Here is a 19018-nt window from a genome sequence, read left to right on the forward strand (position 1 = left end):
ACCGGCCCGGAGCACGGGGGCGCACGGGACGGTGGCGGAGCGGTGTGACGGAACGCCCGGCGCGGCGTCCGGCCTGTTGGCGGCGGGGGCGCATGCCCGTCGGGCATATCCCTCTGGAGTGGCCGGCCGTCCGGCGCATCATCCGGAATCTGTGCATCCGCTGTCCGTTAACTGTGAAAAGCGAGCCGGATAACGTACTTGGGCGCTCGCACACACGTCAAGATCTGTCTTTTCCCCGATGCATCCGGTCAAATGCCCTCCATAGTTGACCAGTTGATGGGGAGGGCTTTACCACGTGAGACGCCACCGAAGACTCTACGGAGCGGCCGTCCTGGCCACCGCGCTCGCCGCGACCGGGGCGGCCGTTCTCGCTCCCGGGACGGCCGCCGCCGACGCCCCGCCGGCCGCCGCGGCCGCCGTCCGCCACGACCCGGCCCCCGAACGGGCCGACGCCCACGACCTCAAGGGCCCCTTCAGCGAACGCCGGACGGCGCAGCGCACCGAGGCGCTCCGGCAGGTCATCTCCGGCGACGCGCAGGCCAGCGAGCGCGGCGGCTCCAAGGTCGTCAAGCTGGGCAAGGGCAAGTACGTCGAGCTCGCCCGGCAGAAGACCGACAAGATCTTCACGATCCTGGTGGACTTCGGCGACAAGGTCGACGACACCACGACGTACGACCCGGACGGCAACGGCCCGTTGCCCCCGGTGAAGAAGTACGGCGGCACCCCAGGACCGGCGCACAACCAGATCGCCAAGCCGGACCCGAAGAAGGACAACAGCACCGCCTGGCAGCCGGACTTCGACCGGCAGCACTACCAGGACCTGTACTTCTCGCACGACAAGAAGAAGGAGTCGCTGGCGAAGTTCTACGAGCGGCAGTCCTCGGGCCGCTACTCCGTGGACGGCCAGGTCTCCGACTGGGTCCGCGTCCCGTGGAACGAGGCACGCTACGGCTCCAATTACTGCGGATCCACCAACTGCCCCAACGCCTGGGACCTGATCCGCGACGCGGTCAACCAGTGGGTCACCGACCAGAAGGCCAAGGGCCGCACCGACGCCCAGATCAAGGCCGACCTCGCCCAGTACGACCAGTGGGACCGCAACGACTACAACCACAACGGGAACTTCAACGAACCCGACGGCTACATAGACCACTTCCAGATCGTGCACGCCGGCGAGGACGAGTCGGCCGGCGGCGGCGCCCAGGGCACCGACGCGATCTGGGCGCACCGCTGGTACGCGTACGGCACCGACGCCGGCAGGACCGGGCCCGCGGACAACAGGGCCGGCGGCACCCAGATCGGCGACACCGGGTTCTGGGTCGGCGACTACACCATGCAGCCCGAGAACGGCGGACTCGGCGTCTTCGCCCACGAGTTCGGCCATGACCTCGGCCTGCCGGACGAGTACGACACCACCGGCAAGGGCGAATCCTCGGTGGACTTCTGGTCGTTGATGTCGGCCGGCTCCTGGCTCGGCCGCGGCAAGGGCGCCATCGGCGACCTCCCCGGCGACCTCGGCGCCTGGGACAAGCTCCAACTCGGCTGGCTCAACTACGCCACCGCCAAGGCCGCGACGCCCTCCCGGCACACCCTGGGCGTCGCCGAGTACAACACCAAGAACAAACAGGCCCTGGTCGTCGAGCTGCCCGCGAAGAAGGTCACCACCGAGATCGTCAAGCCGGCCGAGGGCGCCGCGCAGTGGTGGAGCGGCATGGGCGACAACCTCGCCAACACCCTTACCAGGACGGTCGATCTGACCGGCAGGTCCACCGCCGCGCTCACCCTCAAGGGCTGGTGGGACATCGAGAAGGACTACGACTTCCTCTACACCGAGGTCTCCACCGACGGCGGCGCCACCTGGACGCCACTGGACGGCACCGCGGGCGGCGCGCCGCTGCCCCGGGACGCCTCCGGCAAGCCGGCCCTGACCGGCACCGTCGCCGCTCACCAGGCCCTTTCCTTCCCGCTGGACGCCTACGCCGGCAAGAAGATCGGCCTTCGCTTCCGCTACCAGACCGACGGCGGAGTGGCGCAGAAGGGCTTCACCGCCGACGCCCTCACCCTCACCGCCGACGGCGCCCCGCTGTTCACCGACGGCGCCGAGACCGGCGACAACGGCTGGACCGCCGACGGCTTCTCCCGGATCGGCGCGTCCTTCACCAAGGACTACCCGCAGTACTACCTCGCCGAGAACCGCCAGTACGTCTCCTACGACCGGACCCTCAAGTCCGGCCCGTACAACTTCGGTTGGAAGAGCACCCGCCCGTCCTGGGTCGAGCACTTCCCGTACCAGAACGGCGTGCTGATCTGGCTCTGGGACACCTCGCAGCGGGACAACAACGTCGGCGTGCACCCCGGTGTCGGCCGCATCCTCCCGGTCGACGCGCACCCGCGGGCCGAGCGCTGGGCCGACGGCTCGCTGATGCGCAACCGCTTCCAGTCCTACGACTCCACCTTCACCCACGCCCGGACCGACGCCCTCACCCTCCACAAGGACGGCGCCGCGGTGAAGATCGCCGCCAAGCCCGGGGTGCCGGTCTTCGACGACCGCCACGGCTCCTACGTCGACCCGGCGAACCCGACCGGCGGGGTGCGCGTTCCTGACACCAACACCAAGATCACGGTCGGCAAGGAGGCCAGGGACGGCTCCTCGGTGATCCTCACGGTTGGCCCTGCCGGCAAGTAGAACGTAAAACCCGCAGGTCAGGGCCGTATCGGCCGCCGCCCCCTAGCGGGCGGCGGCCGTTAGGCGTTTAGATGCGTCTTACAGTTCCTTGTTGACGCCGAGTCTCACGGGGGAGATATGACGATGACCAGAGGTGGCTTCGCGCGGCTTCCCGGCGGAAGCGTGGTGGTCGCCCTCTCGCTGCCCAGGCCGGGCCAGGGGCCGCTCTGCGACCCGTACGACGGCGGCCGCCGCATCCGCGTCCTGGTGCACGCGGTGAACCGTTCGCGCGCCCTGACCAGGCTGCGCAACCTCGGCCTGCGCGCCGTCTACCTGCGCGGCAACACCGAGCCGCCGACCCCCGACGAGATCACCGCGGTGCTCCACCACCCCGACGGCCTGGTCTGGCGCGAGGCCCCCGACGACGACACCGAGTCCTGGCACCCCATACGCACCCTCCTCCGCCCCCAAAAGCCCGCCGCGACAGCCACCCGCCCGCACCCGGACTGGCCGCAGATGGGCTGGTCAGCGCCGAAGTCCAGCCCGTCCGGGGTGTGAGTGCGGGCCGCCGGTTCCAGCCCGTCCGGCGCGTGCGGACGAGCCGGCCGCCGGGCCGCGGCACGGCGGCCAGGGGCGCCTCAGCCGCCGACAACCACCGGCTTGCCGCTCAGCTCCGCCCCCGCCTCCAGGAGCTCCGCCAGCGTCCGTTCCGTCGTCTCCGGGGCCACCCCCGCCGTCAGGTCCAGCAGGACGCGGGTGCGCAGCCCCTCGGCGAGCGCGTCCAGGGCGGTGGCGCGCACGCAGTGGTCCGTGGCGAGCCCGACCACGTCGACGTCGGTCACGCCCCGCTCGCGCAGCCACTCCGCCAGCGGGACGCCGTTCTCGTCGGTGCCCTCGAAGCCGCTGTACGCGGCCGTGTGGGCGCCCTTGGAGAACACCGCGTCGACCGCGCCGGAGGCGATCGCCGGCGCGAAGTTCGGGTGGAAGCCGCTGCCCTCGGTGCCCGCCACGCAGTGCGCGGGCCAGGACGTGCGGTAGTCGGGGTGGTCGGAGAAGTGGTCACCCGGGTCGATGTGGTGGTCGCGGGTGGCCACGACGTGGCGGTAGCCGCTGCCGGCCGCGGCGCCGACCAGATCGGTGATGGCGGCCGCGACGTCCGCACCGCCCGCCACCGCGAGGCTGCCGCCCTCGCAGAAGTCGTTCTGGACGTCGACGACGATCAGTGCCCGGTGCATGGTGCGTGCCTTCCGGCTGGAGGGGAGAGGGGCGCGGGATGTGGTGTGACCGAGGGTAGCCACTGCGGGCGCGCGGGGGGAGGGGCGGACGGGCGCGGTTCGCGCGCCCGCCCGCCGAGGGTGCGGGACGGGTCAGGTCAGACGAACTCGGTGGGCAGCACCGGCTCCCCGCGGGAGAGCTGCGTCGCCGACAGCGGCAGCCCGGCGCGGGCCGCGATGTGCCGGGCGCGCGCCGCGTCCAGCGGCTCCCGGGCCACCACCGTGCCGCCGGTGACCAGCGGCACCTGGAGCAGCCGGTCGGTCAACTCGGCCGGTACCGGCCCGGTGCCGACCACCTCGGCCTCCGCCACCCCGTGCTCGTCCGGCCGCCGCGCCGCCCATTTCCGGCCGCCAATCGAGGACTTGGCGCCCATCGACTTCTTCGCCACCGGCCGCAGCGGCGCGCCCGGTTCGTCGCTGTCCGCCCGGGCGACCAGCTTGTAGACCATCGAACAGGTCGGGTGCCCGCTGCCGGTCACCAGTTGGGTGCCGACCCCGTACGCGTCCACCGGTGCGGCGGCCAGCGAGGCGATGGCGTACTCGTCGAGGTCGCTGGTGACCACGATCTTGGTCTTGGTGGCGCCCAGTTCGTCCAGTTGCTGCCGCACCCGGTGTGCGATCAGCAGCAGGTCGCCGGAGTCGATCCGCACCGCGCCGAGGCCGGGCCCGGCCACCTCCACGGCGGTCCGCACCGCCTCGGTGACGTCGAAGGTGTCCACCAGCAGCGTCGTCCCGCTGCCCAACGTGTCGACCTGGGCGGTGAACGCGTCCCGCTCGCTGTCGTGCAGCAGCGTGAAGGCGTGCGCGCTGGTGCCGACGGTGGGGATGTTGTAGCGGAAGCCGGCCGCCAGATCGGAGGTGACGTGGAAGCCGCCGACGTACGCGGCGCGGGCCGCGGCCACCGCCGACAGCTCGTGGGTGCGCCGGGCGCCCATCTCCATCAGCGGCCGGTCGCCGGCGGCCACCGCCATCCGGGACGCGGCCGCGGCCACCGCCGAGTCGTGGTTGAGGATCGACAGGATCACCGTCTCCAGCACCACCGCCTCGGCGAAGGTGCCCTCGACGCGCATGATCGGCGAGCCGGGGAAGTAGACCTCGCCCTCCGGGTAGCCCCAGATGTCGCCGCGGAAGCGGTAGTCGGCCAGCCAGTCCAGGGTCGGTCCGTCGAGGATCCCGCGCTCCCGCAGGAAGCCCAGGATGGTGTCGTCGAAGCGGAAGTTCTCCACGGCGTCCAGGACCCGGCCGGTGCCCGCCACCACGCCGTAGCGCCGGCCCTCCGGCAGCCGCCGGGTGAAGACCTCGAAGACCGACCGCCGGTCCGCGGTGCCGGCCCGCAACGCGGCCTGCAGCATGGTGAGTTCGTACTGGTCGGTGAAGAGCGCCGTCGACGGCACGGCCACCGGCAGCCCCAGGTCTGCTGTGTTCATAGGGGAGATGCTACCCCTCGTACTCGTCACTTTGACGATAGTGGTCCGAAGGGCCGTTCCGCGCTCCGGGCGGCGCGGCGGTGCGGGGCGCCTCGGGGTCGTTTGTGCGTCCATCGCCCCTGGGTGGCAGCATGGGCCCTGTGAGCGCCCACCCGTCACCCATGAGCACCCTGCGGCCACATCACGGCAGCCTCAGCGTCCCGGTCGAGATCGAGCGTCCGGAGACCGACGAGGCCCCGTACGTGGTGCCCGAGCCCGACGTCCCGTGGGTCACGGTCGTTCACAACGACCCCGTGAACCTCATGAGCTATGTCTCCTACGTCTTCCAGACGTACTTCGGTTACTCCAAGGACAAGGCGCACCGGCTGATGCTCGACGTCCACCACAAAGGCCGCGCGGTGGTCTCCAGCGGCTCCCGCGAGGAAATGGAGCGCGACGTGCAGGCGATGCACGGCTACGGCCTGTGGGCGACCCTCCAGCAGGACCGCGCATGACCGGCCAGTTCGAACCGCTGCCCGGGGGCGGCGCCGCCGCCCCGCTCGACGAGGTCGAGATCTCCATCCTGCGCAGCCTGGCCGTGCAGTTGCTGGAGTTGATCGGTCCGGGTGCCGAGCCCGAGGCCGGCGGCGAACAGGACATGCTGGCCGCGCTCTTCGCCGAGGGCCCCAGTGAGCCGCCGTCGGACCCGGTGCTGGCCCGCCTCTTCCCCGACGCGTACGGCGGCCCGGACCGAGTGCCGGACGACGATGTCCGGGCCGCCTCCGCCGAGTTCCGCCGCTACACCGAGAACGACCTGCGGGCCCGCAAGCGCGAGGACGCGCTGGCGCTGGTCCGGGCGCTGGACGCGCTGTCGGCCGAGAACGGCGGGGCGGTGCTGCGGCTCAAGCCCGACGAGTGCCGGCAGTGGCTGGGCGCGCTCAACGACCTCCGGCTGGCCATCGGCACGCGCCTGGAGGTCACCGACGAGGACGACGGCGGGGAGTTGCTGCGGCTGCCGGACGGCGATCCGCGCAAGCCGATGGTGCTCGCCTACTTCTGGCTGGGCGGTCTCCAGGAGACGCTCGTCGAGGCGTTGATGGGCTGAGAGCGGGGCCGTGGGCGGCGCCGGCGCACAACGGGGCGCATCGGTCCGCCCGTTACCCTCCGTTCGCTCAGCGGAGGCTCAAATCCGGATAACGATCGCGTTAACACGACCGTGCGCTGTGTTGAGGATTTCGCGCTTTGTCCTGATTTCTCTGTGGAATGCCTCACTCGATCTCTGGTCGATCTCCGGCAGGTCGTGATAAAAGTTCTCGACCTGCCGTGAGTGACGCCACCCCTGTCGCTGCGGGAGCGCTGAGCCGACCGACCGTCGGCGTGCAGGAACTCCATCCGGGGGGATCGGGACCCGATCCGGACGTCAACCGGGTCGGAATGGAGAAAGGCGCACCACTCATGACCTCTGTGCAGGTCGACAAGCATCGCGACGGCAACGAGGCAGCTGGAGGGGCTCCCGAAGAGGGCTACCAGCGGGGTCTTGGCAATCGCCAGATCCAGATGATCGCCATTGGTGGCGCCATCGGTACCGGTCTGTTCCTCGGAGCAGGCAAGGCCATTTCCAAGGCCGGACCGAGCATCATCCTGACGTACGCCATCGTCGGTCTGGTCATCTTCCTCATCATGCGGGCCCTGGGCGAACTGCTCATGTACCGGCCCGTCTCCGGCTCGTTCTCCGAGTACGGCCGGGAATTCCTCGGCCCGTTCATCGGCTTCGTCACGGGCTGGACGTACTGGCTCTTCTGGGTCGTCACCGGCATCACGGAAGTGACCGCCGCGGCCACCTATGTCCAGTATTGGAACAAGGGAATACCGCAATGGGTTTCCGCGCTGGTCTTCACCGTCGCACTGTTCGGGATCAACCTGATCTCGGTGAAGATCTTCGGTGAGCTGGAATTCTGGTTCTCGATGGTCAAGGTCACCGCGATCATCGGCATGATCCTGATCGGCCTCGGCGTCATCACGCTCGGCTTCTCCAAGGCCGGTGACACCGCCTCGTTCACCCTGCTCTGGTCGGACGGCGGATTCTTCCCCAAGGGCATCGGCGGCACGCTGATGACCCTTCAGATCGTGATGTTCGCCTTCCTCGCCGTCGAACTCGTCGGCGTCACCGCGGGCGAGGCGACCAACCCGAAGAAGGTGCTCCCCAAGGCCATCAACACCGTGCCGTGGCGGATCGGTCTCTTCTACGTCGGCGCGCTCATCATCATCCTGTCCGTCGTGAGCTGGACGTACTTCAAGCCGGGCGTGAGCCCGTTCGTCGCCGCGTTCCAGAAGATCGGGCTGCCGGCCGGTGCGGGCATCGTCAACTTCGTCGTGCTCACCGCGGCGCTCTCCTCGGCCAACTCCGGGATGTACTCCACCGGTCGGATGCTGCGCGACCTCGCGCTCAACGGCCAGGGCCCGAAGTTCTTCACCAAGCTCAGCAAGAACGGCCTGCCCACGTGGGGCACCGGCATCTCCGTGGCGCTGATGCTGGTCGGCGTCTACATCAACTACGAGTGGCCGGGCGACGCGTTCAACTACGTCGTCTCCTTCGCCACCATCTCCGGCATGTGGGCCTGGATCGTCATCCTCCTGTCGCACCTGCGCTACCGGGCCAAGGCGAACCGCGGCGAGCTGCCGCAGTCCGAATTCAAGGCCCCCGGCGCCCCGTTCACCTCGATCTTCGCGCTGGCCTTCATCGGCATGGTGATCGTGATGATGGGCGTCGACCCGGACACCCGGATCTCGCTCTACGCGGCCCCCGTCTGGGCGGTCATGCTGGCCGTCGGCTACCTCGCGATCAAGCGCCGGGACGCCGCACTGCTGGCCCGGACGCCCGCCGAACCGGCCGAGAAGGGCTGACGACCGGGAGCACCACAACCGGCCGAAAAGCACCACCTGTCCAGCATGCGGGCCCGCACGTACCACCTGTCGGTACGCGCGGGCCCGGCTGTCTATTGTGGGCCGCATGCTGACCCTCACCAAGGCCCTCCACGACCAGATCGTCGCGCACGCCCGCCAGGACCACCCCGACGAGGCCTGCGGCGTGGTCGCCGGCCCGGCCGGCAGCGGCCGCCCCGAGCGGTTCATCCCGATGCTCAACGCGGCCCGCTCGCCCACGTTCTACGAGTTCGACTCCGCCGATCTGCTCAAGCTCTACCGCGAGATGGACGACCGGGACGAGGAACCGGTCATCATCTACCACTCGCACACCGCCACCGAGGCGTACCCCTCGCGCACCGACCTCTCCTACGCCAACGAGCCCGGCGCCCACTACGTCCTGGTCTCCACCGCCGACGCCGACGACGCCGGCCCCTTCCAGTTCCGCTCGTTCCGCATCGTGGACGGCGAGGTCACCGAGGAAGAGGTCCGGATAGTCGAGAGCTACGCGTGACGCGTGGCCGACCTCATGCCGGGGCCGAGCGACGGCCGTGACCTGGAGGTTCGCCCCCGGTCACGGCGGGTGCCGAGGACCGGGCCCGATCCGCGTCCCACCTGGCGTACGGCGAACGTCCGCATCATGGGACGAGGTTCCAGAACCCGGACCGGGAATCGATACGATGACCGCATGGTTGACCATGTCGTGTGCGGAACGAGCGAGCCGAGGACGGTGGCGCCGGGTGTGCGCACGCACGCCCCGCTGGCCACGCGCCGCGCCGCGTCCGGCCTCCTGGGCGCCTTCGGCAGCGGAGTCGCCCGGCTGCACATCGACCTGTGCCGCCTCTCCAGCGCCATCTGTCCGCGCTGCGCCGCGTAACCGCCGCCCGCCGCCGAGGCGCCGTGCCGCAGCCGCCCGCACGGTCCCGCGCCGCCCGGTACGCACCGCCGCCGTGTGCCATCACGGCACCGCACGCAGCACCGCACCCGCCCCCGCATCGTCGAACTCCGACAGGAGCACTCCCATGGCCATCGAGGTCCGCATCCCGACCATCCTGCGCAGCTACACCGACGGCCAGAAGGCCGTCGAGGGCAGCGGTGTCAACCTCGACGCACTCTTCAAGGACCTGGACGGCCGGCACGCCGGCATCCGCGAGCGCCTGGTCGACGACGGCGGCGAGCTGCGCCGCTTCGTGAACGTCTACCTCAACGACGAGGACGTGCGCTTCCTCGCCGGCATCGGCACCGAACTCGCCGACGGCGACAGCGTGACGATCCTGCCGGCGGTCGCCGGGGGCTCCGGTGCGATGTCCGGCTCCGTCGGGCGGGTCTGAGGTGCGGTACGACTCCCCGCTGGCGGCGGTCGGGAACACCCCGCTCGTCCGTCTGCCGCGCCTGTCGCCCTCCGAGGACGTCCGCATCTGGGCGAAGTTGGAGGACCGCAACCCCACGGGCTCCGTCAAGGACCGGCCCGCGCTGCACATGATCGAGCAGGCGGAGAAGGACGGCCGGCTCACCCCCGGCTGCACGATCCTGGAGCCCACCAGCGGCAACACCGGCATCTCGCTCGCCATGGCGGCCAAGCTCAAGGGCTACCGCATCGTCTGCGTGATGCCGGAGAACACCTCCGCCGAGCGGCGGGAGTTGCTCGCGATGTGGGGCGCGGAGATCATCTCCTCGCCCGCGGCGGGCGGTTCCAACACCGCCGTGAAGGTCGCCAAGGAGCTCGCCGCCGAGCACCCGGACTGGGTGATGCTCTATCAGTACGGCAACCCCGACAACGCCGGTGCCCACTACGCCACCACCGGCCCCGAGATCCTCGCCGACCTGCCCTCGGTCACCCACTTCGTGGCGGGCCTGGGCACCACCGGCACGCTGATGGGCGTCGGCCGCTATCTGCGCGAGCACGTCCCCGGCGTGCAGATCGTCGCCGCCGAACCGCGCTACGACGACGTCGTCTACGGCCTGCGCAACCTCGACGAGGGCTTCATCCCCGAGCTCTACGACGCGTCGGTCCTCACCACCCGCTTCTCCGTCGGCTCCGAGGACGCCGTCCGCCGCACCCGTGAACTCCTCGCCACGGAAGGCATCTTCGCCGGCATCTCCACCGGCGCGGCGCTGCACGCCGCCCTCGGCGTGGCCCGCAAGGCGGTCCGGGCGGGCGAGAGCGCCGACATCGTCTTCGTCGTCGCCGACGGCGGCTGGAAGTACCTCTCCACCGGCGTCTACACCGCCGAGTCCACCGAGGCGGCCATCGCGACGCTGCACGGGCAGCTCTGGGCGTAGGCCCACGCACCCGGAGGGGGTGGCTCGCGGCGACCGCCGGAGCCACCCCTTCGTGCATCCGCCGCGCACGGCGGCGCGCGAGGACTTCCGGGCGGAACTTCCGCCCACCGGAAGCGCGGTGCGGCCCGCGACTCCACCCCACCCGGACTGGTGATTCCGCCCACAGCTCGCCCCACCTACGGCGCCGCGCGCCCCTGCGCGCCGTACGCTCGTGGGCACCGCACCGACCGCCAAGGACCCGGCAGCAGCTCCGCACGGCACCGCGTCGGGACCGTTTTCGGCACCGCCGGCCGCCACCCTCCCCGGCCATCGCCGGGTGGGGGTGCCCCCAGCCCATGGAGGTTCACGCCCGTATGAAGCTCACCGTCGTCGGATGCTCGGGGTCGTTCCCCTCCATGGAATCGGCCTGTTCGAGCTACCTCTTGGAGGCCGACGGCTTCAGGCTGCTCCTCGACATGGGCAACGGCGCCCTCGGCGAGTTGCAGCGCCACTGCGGTCTGTACGACCTGGACGCCGTGCTGCTGTCGCACCTGCACGCCGACCACTGCATCGACATGTGCGGCTACTTCGTCGTCCGCTACTACCGCCCGGACGGCGGCCGTTGCGCGCCGATGCCGGTCTACGGACCGGCCGACACCGAGCGCCGACTGACCGCCGCGCACGACGACCTCCCGCACGAGAAGGCGATGAGCGAGGTCTTCGACTTCCGGACGCTGACCCCGGGCACCACGACCATCGGCCCGTTCACCGTGCGCACGGAGCGGGTCAGCCATCCCGTCGAGGCGTACGGCTTCCGGATCGAGCACGGCGGCCGCACCCTGACGTACTCCGGCGACACCGGCCCCTGCGCGGCGCTCACCACTCTGGCCGAGGGTGCCGACCTGTTCCTGTGCGAGGCGTCCTTCACCCACGGCAAGGAGGACATCCCGGACCTCCACCTCAACGGCCGGGAGGCCGGCGAGCACGCCCGGTGGGCCGGCGCGTCCCGGCTGGTGCTGACCCACATCCCGCCGTGGACCGACCCCGACATCAGCGTCCGCGACGCCCAGAAGGTCTACGACGGGCCGGTCGAGGTCGCCAAGGCCGGCGCGGTCTACGAGATCTGAGCCCGCCCCGCCGCGCCGCGGCGGGACGGCAACGGGGGGCGGCAACGACAAGGGCCCCGGAACCGCGTGTTGCGGTTCCGGGGCCCTTTGGTGTGCGGCCGCGGGGGCTACGCCTTGGTCAGGTCCTCGACCTCTTCCTCGGGCTCGCGGCCCGGGGTGGGGAGGTTGAACTTGGCGATGGCGAAGCGGAACAGCAGGTAGTAGATGGCCGCGAACGCCAGGCCGATCGGGATGATCAGCCACGGTTCGGTGGCCAGCTTCCAGTTCAGCAGGTAGTCGATGGCGCCGGCGGAGAAGGTGAAGCCGTCGTGGACGCCGAGCGCCCAGGTGACGGCCATCGACACGGCGGTCAGCACGGCGTGGATCGCGTACAGCACCGGCGCGATGAACATGAACGAGAACTCGATCGGCTCGGTGATGCCGCAGACGAACGAGGTCAGGCCGAGCGAGATCATCATGCCCAGGACGGCCTTGCGGCGCTCGGGGCGGGCGGCGTGCGCGATGGCCAGCGCGGCGGCCGGCAGGCCGAACATCATGATCGGGAAGAAGCCGGACATGAACTGGCCGGCGGTCGGGTCGCCGGCGAAGAAGCGGCCGATGTCGCCGTGCGCGACCTTGCCGGCGGCGTCGGTGTAGTCACCGATCTGGAACCACGAGACGGTGTTGACGAACTGGTGCATGCCGATCGGCAGCAGCCCGCGGTTGATCAGGCCGAAGAGGCCGGCGCCGATCGCACCCAGGCCGGTCATCCACTCGCCGAAGGCGGAGATGGCGTTGCCGACCGGCTCCCATATCAGCAGGAAGAGGACGCCGACCGCGGTGCCGACGAAGGCCATGATGATCGGGACCAGCCGGCGGCCGTTGAAGAAGCCCAGCCAGTCCACCAGCTTCTTGCGGTGGTAGCGCTGCCACAGGACCGCGGCGAGCAGGCCCATGACGATGCCGCCGAGGACCCCGGGGTTGTTGACGACGGGCTCGACCCACTTGCCGTTCTCGATGTGTCCCTCGGTGACCGGGAACGCCTTGAGGACGTTGCTGTAGACCAGGAAGCCGACCAGGGCGGCGAGCGCCGTGGAGCCGTCGGCCTTCTTCGCGAAGCCGATGGCCACGCCGATGCAGAACAGCAGCGGCAGGTTGTCGAAGACCGCGCCGCCGGCGGCGGCGAAGACCTTGCTGACGGCGGTCCAGTGCAGGCCCTTGTCGCCGAAGACGTCCGGCTGGCCGAGGCGGTTGAGAATGCCGGCTGCGGGCAGGACGGCGATCGGCAGCTGGAGGCTGCGGCCGATCTTCTGCAGGCCCTGCAACAGGCCGGATCCCCGCTTCTTTGCGGGGGCCGCCTTCGTGGCGGTGGCCGAACTCATCGGATTCCTCCTGGAGGACGCGGGCCCTGGGAGAGAAGGGGGAGACGGCCCGCCGTTGGTCTACACCTTGGTCTAAACCACCTGGTGGTTTAGACCATTCTTAGCACGTAGCGGGGGAGTAAAGGAATCCATTCTTCCAAGTGGTATGGACCACATGACCATCGGCCCCCGGGGGTGCGAACCCGGGGGCCGACGAAGGCGGGGAAAAAGAGCGGGCGGCGCGGGTAATCCCGGCCGCCCGCACGCTATTTGGGGCTCTCCCGTCACTATTTGACGTTCTCCCGTTCCATGGCGTCACCGACCTCGGCCGGCTCCCGCCCCGGCGTCGCCAGATCGAAATGCGTGATGACGAAACGGAAGAGGAGGTAGTAGACGGCGGCGAAACACAGGCCGATCGGAATGATCAGCCACGGTTTCGTCGCCAGGCTCCAGTTGATGACGTAGTCGATCAACCCCGCGGAGAAACTGAAGCTGTCGTGCACCCCCAGTGCCCAGGTGACCGCGAGTGACGTTCCGGTCAGCACCGCGTGAATCCCGTACAGCACCGGGGCGATGAACATGAACGAATACTCCACCGGCTCGGTCACCCCGGTCACGAACGAGGTCAGCCCGACCGAGAGCATCATTCCGGCGACTTCCCTGCGGCGGTGCGGGCGGGCGCAGTGCGCGATCGCCAGCGCCGCGGCCGGCAGCGCGAACATCATGATCGGGAAGAACCCGGTGGTGAACTGACCGGCCGTCGGATCGCCGGCCATGAAGCGGTTGATGTCGCCGTGCACCACCGTGCCGTCGGGCGTGGTGAAACTCCCGAACTGGAACCAGACGAAGGTGTTCAGGAACTGGTGCACCCCGATCACCAGCAGCGCGCGGTTCGCCGTCCCGAAAATCCCCGAACCCCACGCGCCCAACTCCGTCAGCCAGTGACTGAAGGAGGTCAGCGCGTCGCCCACCGGCGGCCACACCCACAGGCAGAGCGCCGCGAACGCCAGCCCCACGAAGGCCATCACGATCGGCACCAGCCGGCGGCCGTTGAAGAAGCCCAGCCAGTCCACCAGCTTCACCCGGTGCAGCCGCTGCCAACACCACGCGGAGAGAAAGCCCATGACGATGCCGCCGAAAACCCCCGGATTCTGGAACGTCGCCGGCGTCGCCTTCCCCGCGGCATCGACGCACACCCCGCTCCACAACCCCGCCTGCGTATAGGTCTGCCCCGTCGGGCAGCGCACCGGGAATTGGTGCAACACCGCGTAATAGACGAGGAATCCGGCGATCGCCGCCAGCGCCGTCGAGCCGTCCGACTTCTTCGCCATCCCGATGGCCACGCCGATGCTGAAGAGCAGCGGCAGCCCCAGCCCGGAATCCAGCAGCGCCCCGCCGGCGCCCGCGAAGACCTTGGCGACGTGTTCCCAGCCGAGCCCCTTGGCGCCGAACACGTCCGGCTGGCCGAGCCGGTTGAGGATGCCCGCCGCCGGCAGCACCGCGATCGGCAACTGGAGGCTGCGACCCATCTTCTGCAGGCCCTGGAACAGCGCCTGCGCCCGCTTCCGGACCGGTTGCGCCGGCCCCTTCCCCGGCCTCGCGCCCGCCGCGTCCGCAGCCATCCGCACCCTCCGCCCGCCTGAGGCGCCGGCCCGGGGACGCCCCGTCCGCCGCGTGCCGCATACTGTGGTGTAGACCAGTTGTCGGAGTGCGTTCCGGACGCCTCCTTTGGTGATCGCCATCCTTCGCCAGGTAACGGACGAACGCCCATAGAAGTGGGCTGAACGTGCGTTACCGTGTGCAAACCGAGCGGCAGAACCGCCGACGGCCGAGACAAGCAGGAGTGGACATGGCCAGCAAGGCTGAGAAGATCGTCGCCGGGCTCGGCGGGCTCGACAACATCGAAGAGGTCGAGGGCTGCATCACCCGCCTCCGCACCGAGGTCAACGACGCCTCCCTCGTCGACGAGGCCGCTCTCAAGGCCGCCGGCGCCCACGGCGTCGTGAAGATGGGCACCGCGATCCAGGTCGTCATCGGCACCGACGCGGACCCGATCGCCGCCGAGATCGAAGACATGATGTGAGCCACCGTTCGTGAACCGCGCCGGGGCCCGCCCCTGACGCGCGGTCGAACGCAAAGGGCCTCGTTCCCGCCGCTCCCCGGCACCGGAACGAGGCCCTCGGCGCAGCCGATAGGGTCTGAACCATGTCTCGTATCGACGGCCGTACCCCTGAACAGCTCCGCCCCGTCACCATCGAACGCGGCTGGAGCAAGCACGCCGAAGGGTCCGTACTGGTCTCCTTCGGCGACACCAAAGTCTTCTGCACCGCCTCCGTCACCGAAGGCGTGCCGCGCTGGCGCAAGGGCACCGGCGAGGGCTGGGTCACCGCCGAGTACGCCATGCTGCCCCGCTCCACCAACACCCGTGGCGACCGGGAGTCCGTCCGCGGCAAGATCGGCGGCCGCACCCACGAGATCTCCCGCCTCATCGGCCGCTCGCTGCGCGCCGTCATCGACTTCAAGGCCCTCGGCGAGAACACCGTCGTCCTGGACTGCGACGTCCTCCAGGCCGACGGCGGCACCCGCACCGCCGCCATCACCGGCGCCTACGTCGCTCTCGCCGACGCGATCGGCTGGGCCCAGGGCAAGAAGCTGATCAAGCACGGCCGCCGCCCGCTGACCGGCACCGTCAGCGCGGTCAGCGTCGGCATCGTCGACGGCGTCCCGCTGTTGGACCTCTGCTACGAGGAGGACGTGCGCGCCGAGACCGACATGAACGTCGTCTGCACCGGCGACGGCCGCTTCGTCGAGGTCCAAGGCACCGCCGAGGCAACGCCGTTCGACCGCGACGAGCTCAACTCCCTGCTGGACCTGGCCGTTTCGGGCTGCACCGCGCTCGACGCCGCCCAGCAGAAGGCGCTGGCCCGCACCCTCTGACCCGGGCCGCCGCCGGGTGCGGGAACCGGGGCCCGGCCCCGGCGCCCCGCACCCGCCCGCTGGCTGATCTTCGCCCCCGCCCCCGCCGGCCGGTCAACCCCCTTGTCCCGCCCGGCGTTTCCTCCCTTGCCGAGCCCGCGGCGCGCCGCCGCCGCACCCGGCTCGCGTGCGCACCCCCCCCGTACGCCCCAAGGGAAGGAACGTCCATGGCCCGTCCCCACCGCCGCCCCAGCCCGCGCCGCCCCGCCGCCCAGGCGCTCGCCGTGGCAGCCGTCCTGGCCCTCGCGACGCCGGCGCTGGCCGCGTGCAGCGCCGTCCAGAAGGCGGTGGATTGCGCCAAAACCGCCACCGCCGTCGTCAACGGCGTCGACAAGCTCAACAAGGCCGCCGACCGGGCCCTGGACGATCCCGAGGAGGCCAACCGGGCCCTGGACGCCCTCGACGCCGACCTGAAGAAGCTCAGCGCCTCCGCCCACGACCCCGAACTCCGCGAGGCGGTCGGCAAGATGAACGGCGGCATCAAGGAGGCCCGCACGGCCGTCGAGAACAACAAGGCCCCCAACCTCGCCCCCATCGGCGAGGCGGCGAGCCGGATCACCGCCGTGTGCACCCCGGGCGACAAGGGATAATCGCGTCCCATGGAGTCACAAACCGGCGACCGCCCCGCCCCCCGCCGCCTCGTCCTCGCCACCCGCAACAACGGCAAGATCACCGAGCTGCGCGCCATCCTCGACGCGGCCGACCTCGACGTCGAACTCGTCGGCGCGGACGCCTATCCGGACGTCCCCGACGTCAAGGAGACCGGCGTCACCTTCGCCGAGAACGCGCTCCTCAAGGCGCACGCCCTGGCCCAGGCCACCGGCCTGCCGGCCGTCGCCGACGACTCCGGCCTCTGCGTCGACGTCCTCGGCGGCGCCCCCGGCATCTTCTCCGCCCGCTGGGCCGGCCGGCACGGCGACGACCAGGCCAACCTCGACCTGCTGCTCGCCCAGCTCTCCGACATCGCCGAGGAGCACCGCGCCGCCCACTTCGCCTGCGCCGCGGCCCTCGCCCTCCCCGACGGCACCGAACGCGTCGTCGAGGGCGCCCTGGAGGGCGTCCTGCGCCGCACCCCCGCCGGCACCGGCGGCTTCGGCTACGACCCGATCCTCCAGCCGCTCGGCGAGGGGCGGACCTGCGCCGAGCTGACCGCCGCCGAGAAGAACGCGATCAGCCACCGCGGCAAGGCGTTCCGCGCCCTGGCGCCGGTGGTGCGGGAGCTGCTGGGCTGACCCGGAGAACGCGAAGACGGCCTCCCTTCCGCGGAAGGGAGGCCGTCTTCGTCGCGGTGGGCCCGGTGGGACTCGAACCCACGACACACCGGACCTAAACCGGCGCCCTCTGGCCAGCTGGGGTACGGGCCCGCGGCGCCAACTCTACTGGGTCCCCTCCGCGGGCGGTCAGGGGCCGGTCGAGTCGGCGGCCGGACGGCCGAACGGGGCGGCGGGGGCGCCGAGTTGCCGGCGGGCGGGCGCCCCTCAGAAGCGGGGTTCGTGGGTGCGGGAGGCGATGATGGCGCGGGCCTCCTCCTCGGTGGCCACGGAGGGCGGGGAGCCGTCCAGCGGCTGCTGGGCGGTCTCCTTCATGACGGCGACCGCGACGACGCCGACGAGGGCGGCGCCCATCGTGTAGTAGGCGGGCACCATCACGTTCTTGTCGAAGGCGTCCATCAGGGCGGTGATGACCAGCGGGGTGGTGCCGCCGAAGAGGGAGACCGCGAGGTTGTAGCCGATGGACAGGGAGCCGTAGCGGACGCTGGTGGGGAAGAGCGCCGGCAGCGCGGCGGACATGGTGCCCAGCAGGCAGACCAGGGAGAGTCCCAGGAGGGCCATCCCGCCCGAGACGGCGACCAGCGAGCCCATCTTGACCAGGAGGAACGCGGGTATCGCCAGGATCAAGAAGCCCAGCATGCCGGTCATCAGGAGGGGTTTGCGGCCGTAGCGGTCGTTGAGCTTGCCGACGGTCGGCAGCAGGCAGATCAGGGCGACCATGGTCACCAGCAGGACCAGCAGGCCGTGGGTCTCGTTGTACCCGAGGGTGTCCGTCAGGTAGGTCGGCATGTACGACAGCAGCATGTAGTCGGTGATGTTGTAGGCGCCGACCAGGGCGATGCACAGCAGGATCGCGGGCCAGTTCTGGGTGAAGATCTCGCCCAGCTTCTTCCCGGGGTGGTTGGCCGAGAGGTGGGAGGGCTCCTCCTCGGTACGCGCGTGGGCCTCGGTGGAGCCGTGGGCCTGCGCGGCCTCGAACTTCTGGAAGGCCGGGGTCTCGTCCAGCCGGAGCCGGAGGTAGAGGCCCACCAGGCCGAGCGGGCCGGCGATCAGGAACGGCAGGCGCCAGCCCCACTGGACCATCGTCTCCGGGCCCAGCACGGTGTTGAGCACCAGGACGATGCCGGCGGCGCCGGTGTAGCCGATCAGGGTGCCCATCTCCAGGAAGCTGCCGAAGTAGCCGCGCTTCTTGTCGGGGGCGTACTCGGCGATGAAGGTGGAGGCCCCGCCGTACTCGCCGCCGGTGGAGAAGCCCTGGATCAGTCGGAAGAAGATCAGCAGGGCGGGGGAGAGCAGGCCGATGGTGTCGTAGGACGGGATCAGGCCGATGCAGACGGTGCCCAACGACATCATGATCATCGTGAGCGCGAGGACCTTCTTGCGACCGATCCGGTCGCCGAGCGGGCCGAAGTAGGCGCCGCCCAGGGGCCGTACGAGGAAGGCCACGGCGAAGGTGGCGAAGGAGGACAGCAGGCTGGTGGTGGAACTGCCGCTGGGGAAGAAGACCTTGCCGATGGTCAGGGCCAGGTAGCTGTAGATACCGAAGTCGAACCATTCCATGGCGTTGCCGAGCGCGGCGGCCTTGACCGCGCGGCGGACGGTCGGTTCGTCGGTGACGGTGATGTCGGTGCGGCGGAGCGGGGGATTGCGGCGTCGGTCGATGGCGCGGAAGAGCACCCAGTGGCGCCGGCGCGCCTCCAGGTCGCGATCCGGCGCCAAGTGGCTGTCCTCGGTACTGCGGTGCGGCACGCGGCGGTCCTCCCGTTGGTCGGCGC

Annotated in this window: 19 protein-coding genes and 1 tRNA gene; 14 read left to right on the forward strand and 6 right to left on the reverse strand. The window is 70.5% G+C overall.

Annotated elements, in window-relative coordinates:
* Positions 1–295: 295 nt before the first annotated feature.
* Positions 296–2686 carry an immune inhibitor A domain-containing protein gene (locus PV796_RS24370; protein WP_274915503.1) on the forward strand — a complete coding sequence of 797 codons (2391 nt, stop codon included), beginning with the start codon at positions 296–298 and terminating at the stop codon, positions 2684–2686.
* A 117-nt stretch (positions 2687–2803) separates the two neighbouring features.
* A complete protein-coding gene (locus tag PV796_RS24375) occupies positions 2804–3223 on the forward strand; it encodes a hypothetical protein (RefSeq protein ID WP_274915504.1) in 420 nt (139 codons plus the stop codon).
* A gap of 80 nt (positions 3224–3303) precedes the next feature.
* Here the strand turns inward: PV796_RS24375 and PV796_RS24380 are convergent, their stop codons facing one another.
* Both PV796_RS24380 and PV796_RS24385 read right to left on the reverse strand, forming a co-directional pair.
* Entirely contained in the window at positions 3304–3900 is a 597-nt protein-coding gene (locus tag PV796_RS24380; protein WP_274915505.1) for an isochorismatase family protein, read from the reverse strand.
* A gap of 137 nt (positions 3901–4037) precedes the next feature.
* Positions 4038–5366, reverse strand: a complete 1329-nt coding sequence (locus PV796_RS24385) for a nicotinate phosphoribosyltransferase (RefSeq protein WP_274915506.1) — start codon at positions 5364–5366, stop codon at positions 4038–4040.
* Between the two features lie 161 nt (positions 5367–5527).
* Here PV796_RS24385 and clpS point away from each other — a divergent pair, with 161 nt between their 5' ends.
* The 8 genes from clpS to PV796_RS24425 all read left to right on the forward strand — a co-directional run bounded on the left by clpS (position 5528) and on the right by PV796_RS24425 (position 11656).
* Complete coding sequence (gene clpS / locus PV796_RS24390; protein WP_274915507.1) at positions 5528–5860, forward strand: ATP-dependent Clp protease adapter ClpS; 333 nt, start codon at positions 5528–5530, stop codon at positions 5858–5860.
* Positions 5857–6450, forward strand: a complete 594-nt coding sequence (locus tag PV796_RS24395) for a DUF2017 domain-containing protein (protein WP_274915508.1) — start codon at positions 5857–5859, stop codon at positions 6448–6450. The genes clpS and PV796_RS24395 overlap by 4 nt, the downstream gene beginning before the upstream one ends.
* A 350-nt stretch (positions 6451–6800) precedes the next feature.
* Entirely contained in the window at positions 6801–8249 is a 1449-nt protein-coding gene (locus tag PV796_RS24400; RefSeq protein WP_274915509.1) for an amino acid permease, read from the forward strand.
* 106 nt (positions 8250–8355) lie between these two features.
* Complete coding sequence (locus tag PV796_RS24405; RefSeq protein WP_274915510.1) at positions 8356–8781, forward strand: M67 family metallopeptidase; 426 nt, start codon at positions 8356–8358, stop codon at positions 8779–8781.
* Positions 8782–9009: 228 nt separating this feature from the next.
* Complete coding sequence (locus PV796_RS24410; protein ID WP_342456966.1) at positions 9010–9144, forward strand: putative leader peptide; 135 nt, start codon at positions 9010–9012, stop codon at positions 9142–9144.
* 145 nt (positions 9145–9289) lie between these two features.
* On the forward strand, positions 9290–9598 hold the full coding sequence (locus PV796_RS24415; protein ID WP_274915512.1) for a MoaD/ThiS family protein: 309 nt from the start codon (positions 9290–9292) through the stop codon (positions 9596–9598).
* A 1-nt stretch (position 9599) separates the two neighbouring features.
* Complete coding sequence (locus PV796_RS24420; RefSeq protein WP_274915513.1) at positions 9600–10550, forward strand: PLP-dependent cysteine synthase family protein; 951 nt, start codon at positions 9600–9602, stop codon at positions 10548–10550.
* Positions 10551–10903: 353 nt separating this feature from the next.
* Positions 10904–11656: an MBL fold metallo-hydrolase gene (locus PV796_RS24425; RefSeq protein WP_274915514.1), complete on the forward strand. Its 753-nt coding sequence runs from the start codon at positions 10904–10906 to the stop codon at positions 11654–11656.
* Between the two features lie 107 nt (positions 11657–11763).
* Here PV796_RS24425 and PV796_RS24430 read toward each other — a convergent pair whose 3' ends face one another.
* Positions 11764–13017 (reverse strand): PTS transporter subunit EIIC, encoded by a 1254-nt coding sequence (locus PV796_RS24430; RefSeq protein ID WP_274915515.1) that lies wholly within the window; start codon positions 13015–13017, stop codon positions 11764–11766.
* 266 nt (positions 13018–13283) lie between these two features.
* Positions 13284–14618: a PTS transporter subunit EIIC gene (locus PV796_RS24435; RefSeq protein WP_274919215.1), complete on the reverse strand. Its 1335-nt coding sequence runs from the start codon at positions 14616–14618 to the stop codon at positions 13284–13286.
* 221 nt (positions 14619–14839) lie between these two features.
* Here PV796_RS24435 and PV796_RS24440 point away from each other — a divergent pair, with 221 nt between their 5' ends.
* From PV796_RS24440 to rdgB, 4 genes are all read left to right on the forward strand, one after another.
* Positions 14840–15079 carry a glucose PTS transporter subunit EIIB gene (locus tag PV796_RS24440; protein ID WP_078970859.1) on the forward strand — a complete coding sequence of 80 codons (240 nt, stop codon included), beginning with the start codon at positions 14840–14842 and terminating at the stop codon, positions 15077–15079.
* Between the two features lie 122 nt (positions 15080–15201).
* Positions 15202–15933, forward strand: coding sequence for a ribonuclease PH (gene rph, locus PV796_RS24445; protein ID WP_274915516.1), 732 nt, complete (start codon positions 15202–15204; stop codon positions 15931–15933).
* A 206-nt stretch (positions 15934–16139) separates the two neighbouring features.
* Positions 16140–16562 carry a hypothetical protein gene (locus PV796_RS24450; RefSeq protein ID WP_274915518.1) on the forward strand — a complete coding sequence of 141 codons (423 nt, stop codon included), beginning with the start codon at positions 16140–16142 and terminating at the stop codon, positions 16560–16562.
* 9 nt (positions 16563–16571) lie between these two features.
* A complete protein-coding gene (rdgB, locus tag PV796_RS24455; RefSeq protein WP_274915520.1) occupies positions 16572–17204 on the forward strand; it encodes an RdgB/HAM1 family non-canonical purine NTP pyrophosphatase in 633 nt (210 codons plus the stop codon).
* A gap of 57 nt (positions 17205–17261) precedes the next feature.
* Here rdgB and PV796_RS24460 read toward each other — a convergent pair.
* Both PV796_RS24460 and PV796_RS24465 read right to left on the reverse strand, forming a co-directional pair.
* Positions 17262–17336: transfer RNA gene (locus tag PV796_RS24460), tRNA-Leu, on the reverse strand.
* Positions 17337–17450: 114 nt separating this feature from the next.
* Positions 17451–18992, reverse strand: a complete 1542-nt coding sequence (locus PV796_RS24465) for an MFS transporter (protein ID WP_274915521.1) — start codon at positions 18990–18992, stop codon at positions 17451–17453.
* Between the last annotated feature and the right edge of the window lie 26 nt (positions 18993–19018).

This window comes from Streptomyces sp. WZ-12, assembly GCF_028898845.1.
Classification (GTDB): domain Bacteria; phylum Actinomycetota; class Actinomycetes; order Streptomycetales; family Streptomycetaceae; genus Streptomyces.

Coding starts and splice junctions, on each gene's coding strand:
- PV796_RS24375 (WP_274915504.1), top strand. CDS start 2,804: ATGACGATGACCAGAGGTGGCTTCGCGCGGCTTCCCGGCGGAAGCGTG.
- PV796_RS24380 (WP_274915505.1), bottom strand. CDS start 3,900: ATGCACCGGGCACTGATCGTCGTCGACGTCCAGAACGACTTCTGCGAG.
- PV796_RS24385 (WP_274915506.1), bottom strand. CDS start 5,366: ATGAACACAGCAGACCTGGGGCTGCCGGTGGCCGTGCCGTCGACGGCG.
- clpS (WP_274915507.1), top strand. CDS start 5,528: ATGAGCACCCTGCGGCCACATCACGGCAGCCTCAGCGTCCCGGTCGAG.
- PV796_RS24395 (WP_274915508.1), top strand. CDS start 5,857: ATGACCGGCCAGTTCGAACCGCTGCCCGGGGGCGGCGCCGCCGCCCCG.
- PV796_RS24400 (WP_274915509.1), top strand. CDS start 6,801: ATGACCTCTGTGCAGGTCGACAAGCATCGCGACGGCAACGAGGCAGCT.
- PV796_RS24405 (WP_274915510.1), top strand. CDS start 8,356: ATGCTGACCCTCACCAAGGCCCTCCACGACCAGATCGTCGCGCACGCC.
- PV796_RS24415 (WP_274915512.1), top strand. CDS start 9,290: ATGGCCATCGAGGTCCGCATCCCGACCATCCTGCGCAGCTACACCGAC.
- PV796_RS24425 (WP_274915514.1), top strand. CDS start 10,904: ATGAAGCTCACCGTCGTCGGATGCTCGGGGTCGTTCCCCTCCATGGAA.
- PV796_RS24430 (WP_274915515.1), bottom strand. CDS start 13,017: ATGAGTTCGGCCACCGCCACGAAGGCGGCCCCCGCAAAGAAGCGGGGA.
- PV796_RS24435 (WP_274919215.1), bottom strand. CDS start 14,618: ATGGCTGCGGACGCGGCGGGCGCGAGGCCGGGGAAGGGGCCGGCGCAA.
- rph (WP_274915516.1), top strand. CDS start 15,202: ATGTCTCGTATCGACGGCCGTACCCCTGAACAGCTCCGCCCCGTCACC.
- PV796_RS24450 (WP_274915518.1), top strand. CDS start 16,140: ATGGCCCGTCCCCACCGCCGCCCCAGCCCGCGCCGCCCCGCCGCCCAG.
- rdgB (WP_274915520.1), top strand. CDS start 16,572: ATGGAGTCACAAACCGGCGACCGCCCCGCCCCCCGCCGCCTCGTCCTC.